Source organism: Sphingobacterium shayense, from assembly GCF_013179575.1.
GTDB lineage: Bacteria > Bacteroidota > Bacteroidia > Sphingobacteriales > Sphingobacteriaceae > Sphingobacterium > Sphingobacterium shayense.
On sequence record NZ_JABMCQ010000060.1, the window covers coordinates 1 to 22,878 of the forward strand.

Here is a 22,878-nt window from a genome sequence, read left to right on the forward strand (position 1 = left end):
AACCTAACCGTTTATAACACCGTCTTGAGCGGACCACGACAATCCTCTGAATTGGATGGACCCGAAGAGATGTATGTCATCTTGCTGGACAACGGACGAACAAGCCTACTAGCTCAAAAAGAGCAACGCCAAGGATTGTATTGCATAAGATGTGGTTCTTGCTTAAACGTATGTCCTGTATATCAAAACATTGGCGGTCACACCTATGAAACGACATACCAAGGACCTATTGGATCATTAATTTCACCCCATCTTAAAGGCTTAAAAGAATTTAAACATCTCAGTCATGCCTCCTCACTTTGTGGCAAATGCACAGAGGTCTGTCCAGTAGGAATTGATATACAGAAAATGCTCTTATTAAACAGAAAGGAAGCCGTCGATCAAAACCTAATTTCAACATCGGAAAAACAAGCTTGGAAGGGCTTTACTTATGGCATTCAACGCAGAAAACTCATTGACTTTGTTGGCGGTAAGACAAAGAATTTTTTCATGAAATTATTCTTTAAAAAAGCTTGGGGAACTCATCGCGAACTCCCGAATGTCGCGAAAAAATCATTCTCCAAACAATGGAAAGAACAAGAGAAACAGAAATAGAACAAGGTTTCGCAATGCACCGAAAAAGTACTTTTAGGTTTTTCATAAGCACATATAGACCGTAAATAGAACAGGCAGTTGGCAGTTCATCACAGAATAAATTACCCTCTATAGGGTGGTGCTTCATGTTGAGCAGACCAAAAATCGTCTTAACTCCAGATTTAGTAATAACCCTATTACTTACCAATCCTTAACCCGGGTGTAACGTCGATTAATAGATGGGCTTTTGCGAAATCTCTTTCTGAATCAATTCATCTATTCTAATTAATAGGGATCAACATCTATGGATAGCCTTATTCCCTTATTGTGCTTATCCATTTCAAATTGCTGAATAGAACTACGAATTAATTCTTTCACCTTTACAATACTCACGCTGTTACGTTCGACTTTCAACGTGATTGTTTGTATAAAATAGTTACGTATACGAGAAACCAATGGAGGCTCAGGACCCAAAACCCTTTCTCCCAACTGTACACGCAGGAGACTCGCAAGCTTTGATGCACTATAATGCACTACCTGTATATCAGTGTGACGAACATCAACTCGAATTAAACGATAAAATGGAGGGTACTGATAGTTTTTACGTTCCTTAACCTCCGTCATGAACATACTTTCGTAATCATGCGCAATCACCTGTTCTAAAACACGGTGATTTGGTGTATGTGTTTGTATTATTACTCTCCCCTGCTTTTGTCGGCGACCTGCGCGACCTGCTACCTGAGAAAAAAGAGAAAAAGCACGTTCAAACGCCCGAAAATCAGGAAAATTTATCATAGAATCCGCATTCACAATACCGATTAAGTTAACTTTACCGAAGTCCAGACCTTTCGCCACCATTTGTGTACCAATAAGAATATCGAACTCATGCTCATCAAACGCAGTGATAACCTTATCAAAGCCATACTTACCCTTTGTCGAGTCTAAATCTAAGCGGCCAATTCTAGCGTGTGGCAATAATAGCTCAAGTTCCTCTTCGACTCTTTCCGTACCAAAGCCCTTACTTTCTATATGAGACATTCCACATGCTGGGCATATCTGAACTGGCGGTTCGTTATGTCCACAGTAGTGACAATGCATCTGATCGCTCGCTTTATGGTAGGTAAGGCTAACATCACAATTCACACATTTGGCAACCCAACCACAACTATTACATTGCACAAATGGTGTGTGTCCTCTTCGATTTTGAAACAAGATCACCTGCTCTTTTTCTTTGAGTGCATCATTAATACCATTAAGAAGCATCGCACTGAAATAAGAAAACATTTGCTCTTTTCGCCCTTCTTCAGAGATATTCACGATGGATATTTCCGGCAGCTGTGTTTCGCCAAAACGTTCCTTCAATTCTACCAATCCATATTTACCCGACCTAGCATTATAATAGCTTTCAATAGAAGGAGTTGCGGATCCTAATACAACCTTAGCCTGTTGCGCATGTGCTAAGAAAATAGCGGTATCTCGCGCGTGATACCGTGGGGCAGGATCAAATTGTTTATAAGAAACCTCATGTTCTTCATCGACGACGATTAAGCCTAGATTTTTAAATGGTAAAAATACTGAAGAGCGTGCACCGACAATAACATTAAACTCTCCTTTTCGAACTTTATACCAGACTTCCGCGCGTTCATTATCGTTAAACCTAGAATGATAAACACCTAGTTTATCTCCAAAATGAACTCTTAATCGTTCGGTAATCTGCGCTGTCAACGCTATTTCTGGCAACAAAAACAATGCATTTTTGCCCTGACGAACGACCTCTTCAATCAAGCGGATATAAATTTGCGTTTTTCCAGACGCTGTCACTCCATGCAGCAGCACGACGTCCTTTTGTTTAAACTCCTCAGTAATTTGCGTGTATGCTTGTTGTTGTTTTTCGTTAAACTTAAATTCACCTGTTATTTCGAGATCATCACCTTCAAATCGTGACACTACCTTTTCATTAACAATAAACACACCTTTATCGATGAGCGAACTAATTATACTAGAACTTACACCCGCCGCCTCCATTACTTCTGTTTTGGAAACTTCTTGCTTGGTCTTGCGAAGCTGCATAAAACCTATTACCGCATCTTGTTGTTTGTGGGCACGATTAAGAGAATCTAAAAGCAACCGCTTACCTCGTTCATCTTGAAATTCTTCAGCAAACTCTAAAAAGCTCTTTCTTTTGGCTTTAAATCTGTCTTTTATCTCTTCAGAGATTAGAATATGTCCCTTGTCAAATAAAGATTTAAGCAAGGGAAAAACTGTTTTTTGACCTAAAAGTTTTATTATATCATTTACAGTTAACTCACCTGCAACGTCTAACGCATCCATAACTAGCCATGCTTTATCTGAAAGCGTGCTACGATCTAGATCAGCGTCGTCTGATGCAACAATCTTCGTCTCGCTAGCCATTTTTAGCGCTGCGGGCAATGCCGCCTGCATAACCTCCCCTATATAACACATATAGTAGCTTGACATCCATTCCCAAATATCAAGCTGTTCCTTAGCTAGAATTGGCTCTTCATCAATAACATTCAAAATATACTTCGCCTCATATTTCAACGGTGCTTCGGAAGAAATACGGTAAACGACGGCCGAATATATTTTATTGCGACCAAATTGCACTATAACTCGCTTACCGACCTCAACATGTTCATTCCATTCGGCAGGCACCCGGTAGGTATACGTTTTGGCAATAAAAAGCGGTAGAATTACCTCGACAAACAGTGTTTGTCGATTTTGCTGAAATAATGATGCTTCGTACATAGACAAAATTTAAAAAATAAAGCCTTCATTTACGAATAAATAAAGGCCTTCCACTAGTCTTTCTAAGCCTTAGGATCGGTTACGGACTGCCGCGATGAACAATCCAACCCACCCAATTATAAAGCAAAGCCCACCAACGGGTGTAATTGGCCCTAAATAGGTTAATTCCTGTAATCCTAATAATTCACGCGTGCTAAGCAGGTATAGTGACCCAGAAAATAATAAAATACCTACCGCAAATGCGATAAAGGATACGCGGATTGAAGCATTCTTTGCCCGAGAGAATGTCGATAGGAATAGTAAGGCAAGAGTATGATAAAAATGATATTGATTGGCGGTTTTCCACGTGTTCAAATGATAATCACTAATCTTCCCCTCAAGACCATGTGCTCCAAATGCACCCAATATAACAGCTGTTAACCCCAAGAAGGAAGCTGTCAATATAATTCTTTTATTCATAAGGTATTCCTAATTCAAAATATAAGTAATGCTAGGCGACAAAGACATTCTTATCCTTTTATCCAAAAAATCTGATAATCTCAAAATAATAGACAATACGCCTCGCTGCCATTTTTAAAGCATAAATGTAAAAAATTAAATGTAATAAGCATTTCAATTTTTTGTATTTATATGTTTCAGCGCCTTTCAAACGGGTTCAGATAAAAACAAAGTCATAATTTATCTCTATCCGATCATTCTATTCCTAGGAAAGATAGCACTAAAACATTGAAATAATCTTTTATTTTCTATTTTTGGGTAGCGACAGGCTTGTGCACGATGAGAAACACCATAATTACAACAATTTTACTTTTTATCGCGGTAATCGGCGCCTCGATTTATTACTTTGCTAATGTCAATGGAGGCAAGAAAGAAACAATTCGACCGCTCACCTTCCTACCGGAATCGACATTCGTCATCGCAACGTTCCGAAACGACGTAACCATAGACAATATATTCAAAGATTTTGAAATTTTTGAATCGATGGTAGGACATTCGCAGATGCAGAAATGGAGAGAGCTAAAACATAAATTTGTACGTAACCAAAGGCTGCAACCGTATCTTAATGGAGCTGAGATTTATATATCGCAACACCCGGATAAAGACGGGCTCGCTACGTTATTTACCTTGCCAACGACGGACAAGATTCCAGCATCAGAGCTCCATACCCTTATACATCAATTAGCAGAAGGTAAAGTCACTACAAAAGATACACTTGGCGTAAAAATCTATAACCTTGACAATGGAATAAAAGACTCAATTTTCCATATTGCTTATTACAAGCAAATTTTCTTCGGTTCATACTCAGTTGATTTAATTCAAAAGGTCGTTGATGACGCCTCTCCAAAGCTCAATAAAGAGGCTATAGATTATTTTGTAGATAATAACAGTCGAAACTCTCCATTAAGTATTTACTTTGTTCACAACCAAATCACACCGATCGCTAAAAGCTTCACCCGCAACAAGCCTGGTGACTTTTTTACTCTGATTAAACAACTTGAGGGACAATCAGCGTGGAATCTCAGTTTTAAAAACGACGCGCTTATCCTTAGTGGAGAAAGCGAAATTTCACACAACAAAGAGAGCTATCTTGAACTATTTAGCAGACAAAGTAAGACGACCCAACGACTGTTCAATTATTTTCCAGAAAATACGTCGTCCTTCCTTTCATTTGCGTTAAGTGATCAAAAGCAGTTTTATAATGACCTCAAAGATCTTTTTACTCTTCGCTCAGAATACGCGAAGATGGAAGACCAACTGGTCACCACCTCAGAAACCACCGACATGAATTGGGACAGTGATATTCGTACGATCTTTGCCAACGAATTCGCTGTTGTTGAACAGAGTAATCGTACGAAGCTAGCATTTATAGCACTTCAAGACACCACCAAGGCAAACATATTAAAAAATAAGCTTTCAACACGTGTAGCCGATTCAATCTACCGCTTCGATAATTCGAATATACCATATATGGTATACGGCGATCCCATGAAACCATTTTCACGCCCGTATTTTATTTGCATCAACAACATACTTGTCTTATCGAATCATTTATCATTACTACGCACCTACCAAAAAGATTTTGAAGACGACAATCTACTCATTAACACTTTAGGCTACAAGAACTTTGAGAGAACACAAGGAAACGAGGCTAATATCACTTACTTCCTCCGCACTGAAAAATCTGGTTCTATATTGAATCGTTTATTAAAACCTGCATTCTATAAAATATTTAACGACACGGACAACTACGGATACAAAGATTTCTATTCCTGGTCAATTCAAATTTCTGGAAACAACGGAGCGTTCACATCAAATATCTATGGAATATATAAAAGTAAAAATGCGCTTGGAGCGACTCCCGATTGGACGTATGAATTTGAGAACAGACCTATCACGCAACCGTGGGTTTTCGAGCACTCGGACACCAGCCAGTTTATATTAATTCAGGAACAAGATCATACGTTGCACGGTATCCTCCCAAGCGGCAAAAAATTGTGGTCGGCGGTCCTACAAGGAAGAATCGTTGGACAGGTCCAGCAACTTGAAGATCGGTCAATAGTACTGGTAACTGATCGAAGCAGACTATATCGAATAACGCCGGAGGGAAAAACTTTCCCCGGCTTTTCTACAGGCTTAAGCAGCGAACCATCTTACACTCCAACAGTTGCGAAAATAAACAACGAACCTTTAATCCTTATTCCAACAAAAAACAAATTTCTCGTATATGATATGGATGGTCTTAAGAAAGACAATTGGAATGATAAACCAATTGAAGGCAATATACTATTTGATATCAAAGTACTTGACAACCACGTATACTTAGGCACGGATTCAGGTAATTTTTATCAATTCGATTCTAATGGGAATCTTTTAAAGGAAGAGAATATTACGGGGACTGGTTTTAAAAACCCAATAGGTATGGGTCAAAATTTAGAAAAACAAAGCGGCCTATTCACAATAGACACAACTAGTACACTTTATTTTCTCGATTTTAAGCAAGCGCCCCGAGCAATAAAAATCGGAAATTGGTCACCTGAAGCATCGCATACATTTGTTTCACAAAACCCTAGCAAACTGTTGCAATTATTCACAATCGACGATAAGCAGCTATTTTCTCAAGGCTTACTGGACACTTTGATTACATACGATTATAATTTCACGCAGAAAATCGAAGACAAACCACAACTTTTTCCTAATGAGGGCGGGGATTATCTATTAGGTATTGCATCGCGAGGAAACTCGATGATTTACTTATTCGACCCAAAGGGGAATCTCTACGATGGTTTCCCGATTGAATCTCTGCCTGATTTTTACTATGGTAAAATCGACTACAATAGCGGCATTTATCTGCTGTGCGTGCGTCGGGATAAAAAACTATATGCGTTTAAAAAATAAACTACTGAAAAACAACAGCATATCATACTTGTTAAATGAGATCAATGCGACGCGATCGCTAGAATGTTTGCTAAAAATCTCTTAACATTTTTTAAGATTCGCGTCGAACTAAAAATTTCTTGAACTAATAAAATAATAGTAGGTTTGCATTCTTACAATAACTATGTTACAAGGACAAAATAATTTACAGTTACTCAACGAACCTAAACAAATCGTTATTACAACGCATCACAAACCAGATGGAGATGCTTTGGGATCTTCTCTCGGTTTATATCATTGGCTGAAGACAAAAGGTCATCATGTAGAGATAGTGTTGTCATCCGACTTTCCAACATTTTTGGATTGGATGCCAGGTAGAGACAAGGTGATCATCCACCCAAATATGGTAAAAGATGCCGAGCGCGTAATAGAGAGTGCGGAAATAATTTTTTGTCTCGATTACAGCGCTTTGAATCGTACGAATATCCTTGAATCGCTAATTCGTGACGCAAAAGCGCAGAAATGGATGATCGATCACCATCTAGATCCAGAAGACTTTGCACAACTTAGCTACTGGGATTCCAACGCCGCTGCCACCGCGCAACTAGTATATACATTTGTCACTGAAGTATGCGGAGATCAAAATGGAATATCCATGGATGTTGCAACGTGTTTATACGCTGGAATTATGACGGACACCGGATCATTTCGATTTCGCTCAACAACTTCCGCAGTACACCATATAATAGCAAGCCTAATTGACGCTGGCGCTAGAAATTGGGAAATCCACGAAAAGGTATACAACAGCGCAACAGAGAACCGGTTAAAATTTTTAGGTTACTGTTTATTAAACTGCCTTGAAGTGATTCCTGAATATAATACTGCTCTATTTGCCATCAGCAAAGAAGATCTGCAGAAATTCAATGTCACAACAGGTGATACTGAGGGTTTAGTAAATTATGCACTTTCGGTAAAAGGCATTCGATTAGCAGCTTTATTTATTGACAGAACTGAATTAATTAAATTATCTTTGCGCTCAATTGGCGAGATTCCCTGTAACGAGATATGCAAAGTTCACTTCAATGGTGGCGGGCATTTAAATGCCTCAGGAGGTAGTTCCAGTGAAGAATTAAGTCAGGTCGTAAATAGGTTTAAATCTATTTTACCGGATTATAAAGAAATATTAACAAAATAAATCAGTGAATATATCAGAAAAATGAAGAAATCTATTTTATTCCTTTCAGCTGCAGTTACTATCTTAGCGACAGCAGCTTGTCAAAACTTCAAAAAAGGCGACGGTGGTCTTGAATATAACATCGCCAAAGATGCGGGTGCAGAGAAAGCGGTTGCTGGCGATCTTTTATCGGTTGACATGATTATCAAATCAGACCGAAATGACTCGTTATTACAAAGCACCTACGATATTGGCTTACCACAAATCGTAAATATTGCTCCCGATTCGATCCCTGGTTTATACGCGGGGGATTACAATTCTATGTTCAAGCTCTTAGGAGAAGGCGATAGCGCTGTTTTTCGTTTAAACTTGGATACTATGGCAGCAAAGACTGGACAACCAAAACCTGAATTTGCGGATAAATTTGTTACATTTAGCGTAAAAGTTAGAAAGCACTTCAAAAAAGGAGAATTAACTGATTCAGCCCTATACGCTCAAATTGACAGTTATTTTAAAGGCGAAATCGAAGGACTAAAAAAATCAGAGGATAGCAAGCTTGCTAATTATATCTCTAAAAATAAATTAGAGCCCACTAAAACAGCTTCTGGCTTACAGTACATTGTAAAAGAAGAAGGAAAAGGGAATAAAGCTGCATTAGGCGATACGATAGTGGTAAACTATACAGGTACTCTGGTAAATGAAAAAGTATTTGACACAAATGATCCCGAAATAGCAAAGAAAAACAACTCGTTCAACCCTACTCGTCAGTACGAACCGCTTCGTTTTCGCGTTGGACACGACCCAGTTATTCAAGGATGGACAGAAGCCTTCCAACTATTTAATAAGGGAACTAAAGCTACTTTACTTGTACCTTCGGTGTTAGGATATGGCGAACGTGGTGGAGGCACTATTCCTCCGTACGCACCTTTAGTATTTAATATCGAAGTTGTAGACATCATCGCTGGACCTACGACCGAAACACCCGCGGCAGATAGTACCGCAACGAAGAAATAAATACGTTAAAAATTTAACAACAGAAACGCGAGGTTATTATTAATCTCGCGTTTTTTGTATTCTATTAGGTGTTCTAGTATGAAAAACCTAAATTTAGCGGCAAGATATCAACAACTATGTCTATTACGCCTTTTACGATCACAGATACCCATACACACATTTATTACAATGTTCACACGGAGAAACTTCACCAACAGCTGCAACGTTGTTTTGAAAACAGTGTCAAACGATTGTTTTTACCAAATGTTGATGCTGATTCTGTATCGCAGGTAATGGACACGGTGAAACTGTATCCCGACAACTGCTTTCCCATGTTGGGTCTTCACCCCTGTTCAGTAAAAAATAACTACCGAGAAGAACTCGATCGGATCGAAAAAGCGATTAACGAACATAAGATATACGCAATCGGCGAAATTGGACTCGATTTATATTGGGATAAAAGTACTTTAGAAATACAAAAAGAAGCGTTCCGGATTCAGGTAGGCTGGGCAAAATCTTTAGGACTTCCAATCAATATACATTGCCGGGAAGCCTTTGATGAGTTATTTGAGCTACTCCACGAACTTAAAGACGAAAAGTTATTTGGAATATTACACTGTTTCACAGGAAACCTAGAACAAGCAATACAAGCTATAGAATCCGGTTTTGCGCTAGGTATTGGTGGGGTGGTTACCTATAAAAAATCGGGGTTAGACACAGTATTAAAAGAAATTCCCATCGATCATATTGTTCTGGAAACCGATGCACCTTATCTCGCCCCTACGCCCTTTCGAGGAAAAGAAAACGAAAGTAGCTATATCGTTCATATTGCTCAGAAAGTAGCCGACATTTATCAACTCGACATTCTCGATATCGCGAATATAACAACCGCAAATTCAAAAAGAATTTTCAGAATTTAACATAGTCATGCATAACATATTTATAATCTATACCGGCGGTACCATTGGCATGGTTAAAGATGAGCAAACGGGTACGTTTGTCCCTTTTGACTTTGAGTTGATCGCTCAAAACCTACCGGATTTAGGACGATTAAACTATAAAATTACGGTCCACTCATTCGTTCCTATTATTGACTCCTCAAATATGAAACCATCAATATGGGTAGAAATGGCGCAAATCATTAAAGAGAATTATAATTTTTATGATGGATTCGTTATACTACATGGCTCAGACACGATGTCGTTTTCAGCATCTATACTCAGCTTTATGTTGGAAGGTTTGCAAAAACCAGTTATACTTTCGGGTTCGCAGCTACCCATCGGGGAAATCCGAACAGATGCGCGAGAAAATATGATGACGGCGCTAGAAATTGCATCTGCAAAATGCGATGGCAAATCCATTATTCAGGAGGTGTGTATTCTTTTTGACAACAAATTATTCCGTGGAAACCGGTCATTTAAATACAATTCCGCAAAATTCGAGGCGTTCCGTTCCCCCAATTATCCTGTACTAGCTGAAGCGGGAATACATATCAACTATAATATAGATGCTTTACTAGATAATACGGATAAAGAATTTATTATGCATTCGAAACTCGACGATCGCGTAGGGGTACTCAAGCTCTTTCCTGGCATTAGCCCGATATTTATCAACGCTATTTTGGAGTCGGATGTACGTAGCGTGGTTATGGAAACGTTTGGCTCGGGAAACACCATGACCGACGATTGGTTTCTAGAGATGTTAGCGAATGCTGTAAGGAAGGGAAAAAATATTCTCGATATCTCGCAATGTAAAGTCGGATCTGTGGAGTTAGGTCGATACGAAACTTCACAAGGCCTTAAAGCCATTGGCGTTCTTAACGGTTATGATCTCACATTCGAGGCCGCCGTGACGAAGCTGATGTATCTTCAGGGAATTTTTGAGGATCAAGAATCCGTGGCATACTGGATTGAAAAGAATATTCGCGGAGAACTGACTATTAACGACTGATATCGATTTTATTTTTTTCTTGCCCTATGTCAAGTTGAATAAAGCATATTTTATAGTAGCTTTATACTATCTAATTCATATATTATGAAAACAATAAAGTCATATACTGCAGTATTAGCAATAACATTAGGTTTACTTGTTTCTATGTCAAGCCAGAGGGTGGAAGCACAGATCCAGACGATGTCCATACATAAAGACGGCGATACCGCAGACATCAACTCGTTGCTTGCATATTTCGAACAAACAGCGAACAACATGCGAACTGAATTGAACGGACTTAGTAGCGAGCAATTAGTCTTCAAACCCGACACAGGATCATGGTCTATTAGCCAATGTGTTGAGCACATCATTTTAACTGATGCAATGTTATTTGAGTTGGTGAAATCAGAGTTGAGTAAACCTGCTCAACCGGAAAAAGCAGCAAACATCGAAGTTAGCGATGAACAGGTGAAACATTTTGTCGCTGACCGATCAAAAAAAGCTAGCGCGCCAAAAGAGCTGACTCCAGTTGGTAAATATACAAACAGCCAGTCTGCCTTAAAAGCATTTTCTAATGGTAGAAAACCGATCATAAAGTACATCAAAGCAGCAAACGAAACAGACTTGAGAAGCCATGTGAGCACGTTTCCGACCGGTATGGTTGACGGATATCAGAGTTTGCTCTTTATTGCTGCCCACGCAACTCGTCATCTAGAACAAATTAAGGAAGTCAAAAACGATCCCAACTTTCCGAAAAATTAAACGCATCTAAGAGGGAAGTTGCACGTCAAATTACCGGCCGAGAAAATCCGGATCTTTACCGACCTTTAGGCTGGGTTAATCGAATTTCCCGAGAACTATAAAAAAAATTCTTGCATCTTGGTTTCGTAAAAATAGTGATCAAAATTATTTTCAAAACACTACACTTATGGAGAACTATGTGCTAATTTTCAAAACCTCTATTTCGACAACATTCGACCGATCGCACATAATTGAAAAACTATATCAGGGATCGCATGAAATCCAATTGGCAACAGTTGACATTGAAGACGAAGAAAAAATTTTACGGATAGAATCCTCGAAACGAGAGATAGCTCATATCGTTAAATTGATACGACTTGAAGGACACGAGGTATCCTTACTCGCTACCTTCGAAAAAGACATTTATACTCCGGTTCTTGAATCTGGACACTAAGCGTTCCCCTAGTACTCCACAGCGAACACCAATGAGGTCCTTTAGGTTGCGCTGAAATCGTTTCCCTCCCGAAAGTAATATTGGCAACCATACAACAATTTCCCATCTAAGGATATTCTTTACGACCGAGCCTCAATTTCGTTCATTTATGCCTTAATCTGAATAGTACCACGGTCTACCCGACGGTTGCTTTTTTGGTTGTAAAACTGCACCTGCAGGTGTACTTGATCCATTCCAATCGAAGAATCGCTCTCTGTAAGAATCTATTAATAATTACCAAAACTACCCTTCAAAAAAAATGGTATTTTCTCGGTTTCGTGTCTAAATAGTTCGTTCCATTACTCTGAAAACCGATCTAGCATCTACATTTCAATTTTTATATACTCTGTGTATCTGCCGTTTAAACATCACAATAATCGCGATCTTTCATGTCTTCAGAAATAACTATATAAATTCTATGGATATAATAGACTATTAAAAATTATTTATATATTTGACCCGTTGTCATTCGGTCTTGACAACTAATAAAATCATCCACCACTAAGTCCATAAACTCATGTTTCTACTAAAGAAAAGACGAAAAAAAATCTGCCGCAATCAAAATAAGTTCCACCTAATCGGCTTATCGTTATAGATCGCAGGCTAGAGCAAATGCTCCGCTTTTTTCAATAACCAAGCTGGGTGTCAAATTATAGATTCAAATCAACCGACCTATCAACGAAAACGTCTAAAACACTAATAAAGCACAATGAAACAAATCTTACTCGCCCTTTTTATTATTTACGGTGAATTAATTTCTGCTCAACAAATTAAAGGCACTGTATACGACGACAACGGTGACGATGTACCTTATGCCACGCTAACAGTAAAAGAAACGAAGGAACAACTAGCGTCTGATAAAAATGGAAATTTCAGCCTCGAGAAAAAGGTAAATCCTCCTTTTCAAATAATCGTCAAGTCCGTTGGATATAAAGATGGTACATTTAATATTCTAGAAATACCGCAAGACAGCCTAAAACTAAAAATAAGTTCGGATAACATCATCTCTGAAGTCACCGTTACCTCACGAAGGAGATCCGAGCAACTTCAAAACGTACCCATTCCTATTTCAGTAGTTAGTGGTCAACTTGTTGAAGAAGCTGGAGCCTTCAATGTAAATCGATTAAAAGAATTGATACCTTCGGTTCAACTTTATTCATCTAACCCCCGTAACACAGGTCTAAGTATACGCGGTCTCGGAACTACCTTCGGACTAACAAACGACGGTATTGATCCAGGCGTCGGATTCTACGTGGATGGTATCTACTACGCGCGCTCTGCAGCAACTACACTGGACTTTATTGATGTAGACCGAATAGAAATATTACGAGGTCCCCAAGGAACTCTTTTCGGCAAGAATACTGTTGCAGGTGCATTCAATGTTATCACCCGAAGACCACAATTTAACCCGAGCGCGACAGCAGAACTGAGTTATGGAAATTACGGATATATTCAAGGAAAAGCGTCTATAACTGGGCCTCTGACAAAAAAACTTGCCGCAAGAATTTCATTCAGTGGTACCCAACGAGAGGGCACCCTATATAATACCAGAACCCAACAAATGACAAATGATCTTAATAATCTTGGGGTTCGTGGTCAACTACTCTTCCAACCGTCCGATATAGTAGACATACGACTTATCGGAGACATTACACGCCAAAGGCCGAACGGCTATGCGCAAGTCTATGCAGGTACTGTCAAAACGCAACGTGCCAATTATAGGCAATTTGAGTCTATCCTAGCTGATCTCGGTTACGAATTGCCTAGTAAAAATCCTTTTGACCGTATCATCGACCATGATACGCAATGGCAATCCAATCAAGATTTAGGAGGTTTATCCGCAAACGTGGACCTCCGTGTGGGTCGTGGTACAATTACCTCCACATCCGCATGGAGATATTGGAACTGGGATCCATCAAACGACCGCGATTTCACGGGCCTTCAAGGATTAGCGTTATCACAGGCACCGTCGCGACAAGAACAATGGTCGCAAGAAATACGATGGGTGGGAGATCTCACTCAAAATCTAAGCGCTGTTGCGGGTTTATTCGCGTTCGGACAGATACTCAATGCTGATCCCGCTCACATCGAAGAGGCAGGAATTGACCAATGGCGATTTTCAAAAAATTCAGATAGTGAACTATGGGAAACCCAAGGACTGTTTGAAGGATATGGTATAAGAAGTTATCCCTCCCTTAAGACGTTCAGTGGAGCGTTCTTCACTCAGGTTGATTGGGAAGTATTGCCTGGTTTAAATCTTCTTCCAGGAATACGCGTAAATTATGATGATAAATCCGTGAACTTTCGTCGTGAAACCTATGGAGGGCTTCAAACAGACGATCCCGAACTCTTAGCGTTAAAGAAAGAAGTCTATAGCGATCAATCATTTGAATCTTCAACAGATAAAACCGACATCTCGGGTCAAATAACAGTGAGTTTTAAACCTACTCCTAGGATACATACGTTCGTCACCGTTTCCACCGGCTTCAAACCTGTCGGATTAAATCTTGGAGGTCTACCCAATCGCAACGGTCAGCCAATGTTAGAACTGGCAACAATTAAACCCGAAAGAGTACGACATTATGAATTTGGATTAAAAAGTCAACCGATAAAAGATGTATTGTTTAACCTTACACTATATAACACAGATGTCCAAGATTACCAAGCGCAAGTACAGGCTGCAGATCTTTCTGTAAACAGAGGTTATCTTGCCAACGCGGAGAAAGTTCGGGTGCGAGGCATAGAAATTGACGCTAGAACTCTCCTGCATAAAAATATTTCCATCCACGGCTCACTCGCGTATACAGATGGCAAGTACATCTCCTTTAAAAACGCCCCCGTACCACTTGAAGAAACTGGTAGTCAAAACTTCAAAGACATATCGGGAGGTCGGCTTCCCGGAATCTCGAAATGGGTCACGTCCTTTGGAGCGGAATTAACATCTAATTCGACGGATCTAATAAAACAAAAAGGTAAACTTTTTTTGGCAGTCGATGGCTATTACAGATCTGAATTCTCCTCAAGTCCTTCCCCCTCTGCCTACCTGAACGTCGGTGGCTATACTTTGCTAAATGCACGAATCGGCTTTCGAAGTCAGCAAGGGATATCTTTTTTTATATGGTCGCGCAACATTGCGAACGTAGACTACTTTGAACAATTGCTTCCTGGTGCAGGTAACGTAGGGCATTATGCGGCCGTACTTGGCGACCCTCGGACTTTTGGAATGACCTTAAAGTTTGAAGTCCAATAATCAACTATGGGATTAGGAAGAAAATGTATTTTAAAACAAAAACGGGGATAATAATTGTTTATCCCCGAATTTTGCTAATAATGAAACAAGCATGCAATTGGCGTTGGCACTTGAAAAATATCCACTATTAAACTTGACAAAAATAATAAAAATTAATCACTACATGCGCTTGAAAGAGCTAAACTGTTGTGAATTGAACACAGAAAGACATCGATTCACAAAAGAGAATATAGAGACCTTTACAAAAAATCATCTCTTCTAGGTGTAAATGAATCTATCAGTACACCCTCTTCGATACATTCACAACCATGCCACATATAGGCGGGCACAATACAGCTATCACCGGTTGTCAATATTTCTCGCTGGTCCCCTATGGTGTATATAAACTTACCGGCGTGTACGTATGAGGTCTGTACATGTGCGTGTTGGTGTATTGCTCCTATTGCTCCTTTATCAAATTTTACTGACACAAGCATAAGATCTTGGTTTTGCACGAGAATCTTACGACAAACTCCGCTCCCAAGATCGGTCCATTGCTTTGTGGCATCTACTCCGAATAGCTCATCCATAACCTTTTGTTTTCACAAATATACCGATTCTTCAAATTATTAAGGATCGGAAAACCTAAATTTGTCCTTAGAAAAGCACACAAAAATGAGTTCTATTTATATCCAAGAACAAACGTTCAATAAAACTAGCGGAGATTTTCAAACAAAAGAAATCGAATTTGAAGACTGTGTATTCACAAGCTGTAATCTTAGTCGGGGCAACTTCACAAATTCGAAGTTCATAAACTGTAAATTCGTTGACTGCGATCTCAGTGGAGCAATATTGACAGGCACATCGTTTCAAGAAGTTAAATTTATTAATTGTAAGATGATGGGGCTAATATTTGAAGTTTGTGACGTCTTTGGCCTATCCTTTACGTTCGAGAAATGTCAACTTTCTTACTCTTCCTTTTTTAAATTAAAACTGAAACGAACCCACTTTATTAACTCAAACTTGCAACATGTAGATTTTTCACAGACGGAACTTTCTGAAGCAATATTTCAGAATTGTGATTTGGAGAAAGCAACCTTCTCTCAGACCATCCTTGAAAAAGCAGACTTCAGGTCATCGTTCAACTATACTATTGATCCAGAAGAAAATAAAATAGCAAAAGCTAAATTTTCTGTTACTGGTTTAACCGGATTGTTAGCCAAATACAACATTAAAATAGAGCATTAGAATGCATAGAACATCTCTCATGTCCACTCCGCGAAGATCGTTTTAAAATTTAATTAAACAAGAAACAGGCAAATGGTCTGAAGGATAATGATCAACATTGTAAACGTCTGAAATAACGTGATAATCTAATACGCGGATACTAGGGCTTACAAAAACGTAATCAATTCGTCCACCCGGCGCTCCTTGAAATACGCCTCCAGGAAAACCTGTACCTTCAACCCCTTGTCTGGGCGATTCGGATATTGCATGACTGTCCGAAAGAACTTCGTTTATCGTATTAATTTGAGGTGTCTCAGAAGTAGAGTTAAAATCCCCTACGAGAATAACTGGTGAATCTCCAGCAATTTCTTTGATTTTCGATTTGATTAGAGGCCCTGATTCTTGTTTAGCGATATATTTACGCCAATAAAAATGTGTATTAAAGAAATAAAATATCTTGCCTGTTTTCTTCTCTTTAAACTTTCCCCACTGACAAACGCGCCTGTCCGAAGCATCCCAACCAATACTCGGAACTGCCGGTGTATCACTTAACCAAAAAACGTCAGATTCAAGCAAAACAAACTTTTCTGGATTATATAAAATAGCGACATTATGAAGGTTGCCCTTACCTCCGTAGGGATACGCGACATATTTAAAGGTTGGAAGCAGGATTTCCAAATCCTTTAATTGGGCAGAATCTCCCTCCTGTGTCCCTACAAGGTCAAACTCATGCCTTAAAATTAAATCTGCTACAGGTTTTTTTCTAATATCCCATCCATTACCGCTTTCCACGTCCGCTTTTGCCGCGTATCGGATATTATAACTTGCAACACGGAAAATGGCCGAGTCGATATCCTGCGAATTGCCGTGAAGAAAATTAAACTGGCATACCAATAAAACAATAATATATTTAAGGTTTTTCATTAAAAAATATTCTAAATTAACTCTAATTATCAAGTGCAAGATAACATTATAGCATAACATAACTAGATTTTTTTAACCTTTGAAATAGTTGGTACGATTGAAATAAAACGGGTTAGGTCCGGAAAATAGTTTCCGTACTTCATTGATTCTCTCTAATTAGTACCGAAAGCATCGTATATCAAATGATAGAGCTCCATCTTTCTATCGGTTACGGTTACCAATGGAGAGATAGGCGTTTATATAGTTTAAAGCTAAGGGACGCTTTGGTTTATCTCCTTTGGTTTAAGCTGAAAATAATCTAGTCTATAATCCAAAATACTAAGGAGACAAGTAGCCTTCTTAGCACTGGATATAGAAAAGAAAAAAAATATATAAAATATATAGCGTAAACTACTTTAAAATCTTTCCTATTAATTTCCGATACGCATCGGAAATTTTCATCATCCCGTAATCATTTGGATGCGCATAGTCTACTGTTGAATTAATGTCCAATCCAATATCCGCGTTACTTAGGTGGTACAATTTTTTCACACCAGCTTTCTTCAACTTTTCAAAACTCCTCAATCCTGCATGGGTTGTTTGTTCATAGAGTTGATTATACTTCAAATCAAGGATATTTTTGTTAAAGCCAGATGAATGATCAGTCAAAATAATAGGTGTATTCGGTTGTGCAGCCCTTAACTGATGAACCGCCGCTTGGATCAACGAATCAATCCGATGTGCGTTTTCGGGAGTTATACCCGTCAAATTAGGTAAACAATCGAGAATAATGACGCGTGAAGGTGTTTTCGCAATCAAATCAATAATAGGTTTTTCCAGGCGACCATTCCCAGAAAACCCCAAGTTAATAACCGGGTTACTGAGCGCTCTACCTAATAAACTGGTCCAAGCTAGACCCGGTCTCGTTGCACAACCACCCTGTGCAATCGATGTCCCATATATCGTGATAGGTTTCTCCTTCTCCTTTATGAATTCAATGGTAGCATTGCTAGCGACACCAATTTCCATCCAAGTTACACTATTGTACAATGGAAGGTACAATTTATATGCTTTTTCCAAATCTGCTTTAACCGGTCCAAATTTATATGTTATCGTATCTTTAAAATTATAGTCTCCTGGCGCCCAAGTCCACTCCCCTTCGCTGTCTAGTGCATAGAGATCTAATCCACTAACTCCCGTTTTAGGCATATGAGGCATATCTAAAGGGCCACTTACGGTATAACGAATAAAGAGCTCCTTGGCATCGGTTTTAAAATCCACATAGACACCTGCTCCGTTTGTCCCTAAGGACCAAACCGGCTCTCGCACATTATCCTTTACCGAATCCGGCAGTCTATTATAACCAGATAAGGTGTTATCATCAAGCCGCCCCTGCAAAGCACCCTTTTTATGAACGTCGACCCATTTTAATGGTTCCTGAGCAGAAAGCAGTGATGCAGTACAAATTATACCAACAAAAACCTGCAGAAAATTTATGACGTACTTTTTCATGGAATAACATTTAATATACGTGCAAAATGATTGTTAAGATGTTGTCGAATAGCTTTCCTGTATGCCTCGGCGTCTCGTTTCTTCAAAACCTCTACCAACTCTTCGTGAGAAATAAAGTCCCCTTTTACGATAGGTCGTTCAAGGAAACTACTCTGGTGAACATATTGAAAAATAGGGATCAGCAGTTCCTGTAACTCTAAAAGCACCTTATTTTGCGAAATTGAATACAATTTTCCGTGAAACCTTATCTCATCATTTACTTGCCAGGGCGCAGCAGTGTCCCCTGATACGATCTCCTTAGCTATTCCTTCGAGTTCAACGATATCCTCTTCGGTTATTTTATTGACAATAAAATCTGCCATACCAACTTCAAGGGCAAGACGCATTTCAAACATATCCTTTAGAGTTGTATGATCCAAAATCGCCGGATGAAACACTTTTCGCAAAGGTCCGAGCACATCAGGGTTACAAATAACCGCCCCTTTATGCTTTTTTGACTCGATCAAGCCAATAGTTTTTAATCTTAATAGCGCTTCTCTTATAACCGTCCTACTCACACCAAAGCTATCCGACAAATCCAACTCCTTTGGAAGTACATCCCCTACTTTAAGCTGATTCTCTTTAATGTATTCCATAAGACGGTGCTCGACTTTGTCTACCAAACTCGAGGTATCGATTTCACCCAATTTATCTTGTATTTCCATAGTATCAATGAATTAAGAAATATTTTCTTTCACAATTATATCAAAAAAAACTTGACATATAAAATATTATGTCATACATTTGAATATAGTTATTATGTTATACATAATCCAATTTAATAACACCATTATGATAAAAATGTATTCTACTAACCAGAAAAAGCTATTATTAGTGCTTTTTTTATGTCTCGTCCAAGTAATTACTTATGCGCAGACAATTTTGAAAGGAAAGGTGTCGGACGGAAGCGGCACTGCTTTACAAGGCGTTAGCATTCTGAATTCTACTAACGAGAGTTCGACGTCTACAAACGCCGAAGGCAGTTTCTCCATTCGAAGTACAAGAGGGGATAAACTTGTATTCAGTTTTATCGGATACACTTCTAAAGAGATCGCTGTAACCGATTTAAATTATCTTGAGATTATATTGACACCCGATGATCAACAACTTGAGGAAGTAGTTGTTATGGGGTACGGAACAGTAAAACGTTCAAAATTAACTGCATCAGTCTCGACCTTAGATAAAAAATTCTTGGAATCAGGAATGCGTGCAAATCCGGCTCAAGCCCTTGCGGGCACCATCCCAGGAGTACGCGTAACAACAGGCTCTGGACGTCCCGGCGCAATGCCGTCCATCGTGCTCCGTGGTGGTACACATTTTGACGGCTCAGGAAGTCCCCTTATTTTGGTAGACGGACAAGTTCGTAGCAGCTTATCCGATATAAACCCCGAGGAGATTGAACGGATTGATGTTCAAAAAGACGCTGCAGCAACAGCGATCTATGGTGCGAGAGCAAGCAATGGGGTAGTCATTGTCACTACTAAAAAGGGGAAATTGGGAAGCTCATCACTAGATCTAAAAGTTAATAGAGGGATCAATTATTTAAACTCCCCTTATGAATTTTTAAATGCTGGCGACTATATCAAATGGAATCGATTAGGTGCTGTTGGTGCGATCAAAGCTGGTACATTGGCAAACACTACGTTAGGTAGTCCTAGCCCGCGAGGAACAGGAAACCTTTATTTCGGTCCCGACGGCACAACACCACTAGACGGAAATTATGACACCCGTGCTCGTTGGAGCTTAATGCGTTTAACTGATCAAAACCGGTTTCTATTAAACGAGGGCTGGAAAACAATGAGGGATGTTGTGCCGACGGATATATCTGGAAACTATGATCCCGACGGTCAATATTACGACCTAGTTTATGAAGAATTCAATTATCGAGATGTTGCGTTTCATAAGATGTCTCCGACTCAAGACTACAATTTATCCTTTTCTGGTGCTGGAGATAAAGGTTCTTACTACAGTAACGTCGGTGTGTATGATGAAAAAGGACTTTCCTTAAACACGTTCTATCGTAGATACAATTTCACCGTTAATGCTGATTATAAAATCAAAGATTGGTTAACGTCAGAGTCTCGTGTCAACTTCACGCGAGCCGACTGGCGCGATCAGACCTTATATAATGGAGAATCAAACTATTGGGGCCGTATGAGCTCTGCTCCTCCAACGCTTCGTTCCAAAAGCCCTATTACCGGCGAATGGATCTTGGGACGGGATGCGAGTGATGGCAACCCACTCGTTAATGTTGATAAATTTAAACGCGATTATCAAAACGACAAATTTACTTTAAATCAAGCGTTGGTTGTAAAACTTCATCCTGATCTTTCTCTTAAGTTAAATGGTATATTATATTATGAAGAGGAGTACCGCGAAACGTTCGACAAAGATTTTCGTTCCGGATTCCTTAGTTACACCAATCCCGACGCTGGATGGAACAGACAGCGCAGTAACGCTGCAAATTTCTGGCGAAATATAAAACAGACTTATAATGCAGTATTAAATTACGACAAGACATTTGGGATTCATAATGTAAATGCATTAGTCGGAGGAGAATTTTATGACTCTTATCGTCGCGGATTAGGGGCTTCAGGGCGTTTAGGACCTTCTGATGAATTGTATTCGTTGGATCTCACAATGAACACCGCAGAAAATCCAACACGTGGAACAAGCTCCTTCCACTACAACGATCGTATCATTTCTCAATTCGGTAATGTAAATTACGACTATGACGGCAAATATATGGCATCCGTTACTTACCGCATTGATGGGGTTTCCCGCCTGTCACCTGAAAAACGTTGGGGAATTTTTCCCGCGGCGTCGATTGGTTGGGTCGTTTCTCGAGAGGATTTTATACAACAGGGCGCACCGTGGTTGAATTTTCTGAAACTACGTGCTAGCTGGGGTAAAAATGGAAACATCGGCATCGGAACTAATGATCCTATAACAGAATACCAAGTCCAAGGACAATACGGAACGACTGGCTTGTATAATCAAAATACCGGGTTTTTATTTACGCAACCCCCATTAGGAGACTTAACCTGGGAAAAGACCAACACCTCGGAAGTTGGTGCTGAACTTGCATTTCTTAATAACAAATTAACCTTCTCTACGGCATTCTATAATCGTATCACCGACGATAAATTAGCATACATAAATCTGCCTACTTCAGCGGGCATATCTTCTATACGCACCAACAATGGTACAATGCGGAACCGCGGTGTCGAATTTGACTTAGGGTACAAAGTTATCGATAAGAATGATTTTAAATGGTCAATTGGTGCGAATGCTGCCTATGTTCGTAATACGGTAATGAAACTTCCGTTTAACGGAAACGAAAATAATCGCCAAGGGGGATCACAAGTGTATGATCCAAGCACTCAATCTTTGGTTTGGGTAGAAGGATTACAAGAAGGTATGGAATGGGGAGATGTATATGGTTTCCGTATGACAGGAATAATCCGTAACGAAGAAGATCTTACAAATTATAATGTCCGTGACGATGCTGCAGGCGAGGTCTGGTATGGTGCATCCGCTGGCAAAAAAGTCGCTAGTGAAAAGATTATTCAAGAACAGGGCTTGACCGGTTATTTAAAAACACAGTTGGGTGATGCAATGTGGGATGACATCAATGGTGATGGTATTATTGATAAATCCGATCGTGTAAAATTAGGTAATTCGTTACCGAAATGGACCGGAGGTTTTAACACAACCATTAGCTACAAGAACCTTTCTTTATTCGCTCGTATGGATTATGCTTTAGGGCATATTCAGATGGATCAAATGCAGATGTGGGCGCTTGGTTTCTTTCAAGGCGAGTTCAATGCTACAACACTTGTGAATGACACGTGGACGCCAGAAAATCCAGGAGCCAAGTTTCCTCGCTATGTATGGGCGGATCAATTAAATGCAAAGAACTTT

17 protein-coding genes are annotated in these 22,878 nt (G+C 39.4%); 11 read left to right on the forward strand and 6 right to left on the reverse strand.

Going from position 1 to position 22,878, the window contains the following annotated elements; genetic code table 11:
* Positions 1-594: 4Fe-4S dicluster domain-containing protein (locus HP439_RS09035; protein ID WP_172390017.1), on the forward strand; the 594-nt coding region annotated here is incomplete at its 5' end.
* Positions 595-858: 264 nt separating this feature from the next.
* On the opposite strand, the gene priA is transcribed toward HP439_RS09035, so the two are convergent.
* Positions 859-3,339 carry a replication restart helicase PriA gene (priA, locus tag HP439_RS09040; protein ID WP_172390018.1) on the reverse strand — a complete coding sequence of 827 codons (2,481 nt, stop codon included), beginning with the start codon at positions 3,337-3,339 and terminating at the stop codon, positions 859-861.
* Between the two features lie 69 nt (positions 3,340-3,408).
* The gene (locus HP439_RS09045) at positions 3,409-3,798 is read right to left on the reverse strand and encodes a DUF423 domain-containing protein (protein ID WP_172390019.1); all 390 of its coding nucleotides are present in this window, start codon (positions 3,796-3,798) and stop codon (positions 3,409-3,411) included.
* A gap of 318 nt (positions 3,799-4,116) precedes the next feature.
* Between HP439_RS09045 and HP439_RS09050 the strand changes: the two genes are divergently transcribed.
* From HP439_RS09050 to HP439_RS09085, 8 genes are all read left to right on the forward strand, one after another.
* Positions 4,117-6,735, forward strand: coding sequence for a hypothetical protein (locus HP439_RS09050; protein ID WP_172390020.1), 2,619 nt, complete (start codon positions 4,117-4,119; stop codon positions 6,733-6,735).
* 163 nt (positions 6,736-6,898) lie between these two features.
* Positions 6,899-7,909: a DHH family phosphoesterase gene (locus HP439_RS09055; RefSeq protein WP_172390021.1), complete on the forward strand. Its 1,011-nt coding sequence runs from the start codon at positions 6,899-6,901 to the stop codon at positions 7,907-7,909.
* 21 nt (positions 7,910-7,930) lie between these two features.
* Positions 7,931-8,902: an FKBP-type peptidyl-prolyl cis-trans isomerase gene (locus tag HP439_RS09060; RefSeq protein WP_172390022.1), complete on the forward strand. Its 972-nt coding sequence runs from the start codon at positions 7,931-7,933 to the stop codon at positions 8,900-8,902.
* Positions 8,903-9,018: 116 nt separating this feature from the next.
* Positions 9,019-9,801 carry a TatD family hydrolase gene (locus tag HP439_RS09065; RefSeq protein ID WP_172390023.1) on the forward strand — a complete coding sequence of 261 codons (783 nt, stop codon included), beginning with the start codon at positions 9,019-9,021 and terminating at the stop codon, positions 9,799-9,801.
* A 7-nt stretch (positions 9,802-9,808) separates the two neighbouring features.
* Positions 9,809-10,831 carry an asparaginase gene (locus HP439_RS09070; RefSeq protein WP_172390024.1) on the forward strand — a complete coding sequence of 341 codons (1,023 nt, stop codon included), beginning with the start codon at positions 9,809-9,811 and terminating at the stop codon, positions 10,829-10,831.
* 84 nt (positions 10,832-10,915) lie between these two features.
* Positions 10,916-11,572: a DinB family protein gene (locus HP439_RS09075; protein WP_172390025.1), complete on the forward strand. Its 657-nt coding sequence runs from the start codon at positions 10,916-10,918 to the stop codon at positions 11,570-11,572.
* Positions 11,573-11,738: 166 nt separating this feature from the next.
* A complete protein-coding gene (locus HP439_RS09080; protein WP_172390026.1) occupies positions 11,739-12,005 on the forward strand; it encodes a hypothetical protein in 267 nt (88 codons plus the stop codon).
* 748 nt (positions 12,006-12,753) lie between these two features.
* A complete protein-coding gene (locus tag HP439_RS09085; protein ID WP_172390027.1) occupies positions 12,754-15,294 on the forward strand; it encodes a TonB-dependent receptor in 2,541 nt (846 codons plus the stop codon).
* 239 nt (positions 15,295-15,533) lie between these two features.
* Here HP439_RS09085 and HP439_RS09090 read toward each other — a convergent pair whose 3' ends face one another.
* Positions 15,534-15,863: a cupin domain-containing protein gene (locus tag HP439_RS09090; RefSeq protein ID WP_172390028.1), complete on the reverse strand. Its 330-nt coding sequence runs from the start codon at positions 15,861-15,863 to the stop codon at positions 15,534-15,536.
* Between the two features lie 85 nt (positions 15,864-15,948).
* Here HP439_RS09090 and HP439_RS09095 point away from each other — a divergent pair, with 85 nt between their 5' ends.
* On the forward strand, positions 15,949-16,521 hold the full coding sequence (locus HP439_RS09095; RefSeq protein WP_172390029.1) for a pentapeptide repeat-containing protein: 573 nt from the start codon (positions 15,949-15,951) through the stop codon (positions 16,519-16,521).
* A 42-nt stretch (positions 16,522-16,563) separates the two neighbouring features.
* Here HP439_RS09095 and HP439_RS09100 read toward each other — a convergent pair whose 3' ends face one another.
* From HP439_RS09100 to HP439_RS09110, 3 genes are all read right to left on the reverse strand, one after another.
* Positions 16,564-17,424, reverse strand: coding sequence for an endonuclease/exonuclease/phosphatase family protein (locus HP439_RS09100; protein ID WP_172390030.1), 861 nt, complete (start codon positions 17,422-17,424; stop codon positions 16,564-16,566).
* A 390-nt stretch (positions 17,425-17,814) separates the two neighbouring features.
* The gene (locus tag HP439_RS09105; RefSeq protein ID WP_172390031.1) at positions 17,815-18,915 is read right to left on the reverse strand and encodes an SGNH/GDSL hydrolase family protein; all 1,101 of its coding nucleotides are present in this window, start codon (positions 18,913-18,915) and stop codon (positions 17,815-17,817) included.
* Entirely contained in the window at positions 18,912-19,619 is a 708-nt protein-coding gene (locus HP439_RS09110; RefSeq protein WP_172390032.1) for a FadR/GntR family transcriptional regulator, read from the reverse strand. The genes HP439_RS09105 and HP439_RS09110 overlap by 4 nt, the downstream gene beginning before the upstream one ends.
* 127 nt (positions 19,620-19,746) lie before the next feature.
* Between HP439_RS09110 and HP439_RS09115 the strand changes: the two genes are divergently transcribed.
* Positions 19,747-22,878 (forward strand): SusC/RagA family TonB-linked outer membrane protein (locus tag HP439_RS09115; protein WP_172390033.1); only part of this gene is annotated, 3,132 nt, incomplete at its 3' end.

Coding starts and splice junctions, on each gene's coding strand:
- HP439_RS09050 (WP_172390020.1), top strand. CDS start 4,117: ATGAGAAACACCATAATTACAACAATTTTACTTTTTATCGCGGTAATC.
- HP439_RS09060 (WP_172390022.1), top strand. CDS start 7,931: ATGAAGAAATCTATTTTATTCCTTTCAGCTGCAGTTACTATCTTAGCG.
- HP439_RS09090 (WP_172390028.1), bottom strand. CDS start 15,863: ATGGATGAGCTATTCGGAGTAGATGCCACAAAGCAATGGACCGATCTT.
- HP439_RS09105 (WP_172390031.1), bottom strand. CDS start 18,915: ATGAAAAAGTACGTCATAAATTTTCTGCAGGTTTTTGTTGGTATAATT.
- HP439_RS09110 (WP_172390032.1), bottom strand. CDS start 19,619: ATGGAAATACAAGATAAATTGGGTGAAATCGATACCTCGAGTTTGGTA.
- HP439_RS09085 (WP_172390027.1), top strand. CDS start 12,754: ATGAAACAAATCTTACTCGCCCTTTTTATTATTTACGGTGAATTAATT.
- HP439_RS09100 (WP_172390030.1), bottom strand. CDS start 17,424: ATGAAAAACCTTAAATATATTATTGTTTTATTGGTATGCCAGTTTAAT.
- HP439_RS09080 (WP_172390026.1), top strand. CDS start 11,739: ATGGAGAACTATGTGCTAATTTTCAAAACCTCTATTTCGACAACATTC.
- HP439_RS09075 (WP_172390025.1), top strand. CDS start 10,916: ATGAAAACAATAAAGTCATATACTGCAGTATTAGCAATAACATTAGGT.
- priA (WP_172390018.1), bottom strand. CDS start 3,339: ATGTACGAAGCATCATTATTTCAGCAAAATCGACAAACACTGTTTGTC.
- HP439_RS09065 (WP_172390023.1), top strand. CDS start 9,019: ATGTCTATTACGCCTTTTACGATCACAGATACCCATACACACATTTAT.
- HP439_RS09055 (WP_172390021.1), top strand. CDS start 6,899: ATGTTACAAGGACAAAATAATTTACAGTTACTCAACGAACCTAAACAA.
- HP439_RS09095 (WP_172390029.1), top strand. CDS start 15,949: ATGAGTTCTATTTATATCCAAGAACAAACGTTCAATAAAACTAGCGGA.
- HP439_RS09070 (WP_172390024.1), top strand. CDS start 9,809: ATGCATAACATATTTATAATCTATACCGGCGGTACCATTGGCATGGTT.
- HP439_RS09045 (WP_172390019.1), bottom strand. CDS start 3,798: ATGAATAAAAGAATTATATTGACAGCTTCCTTCTTGGGGTTAACAGCT.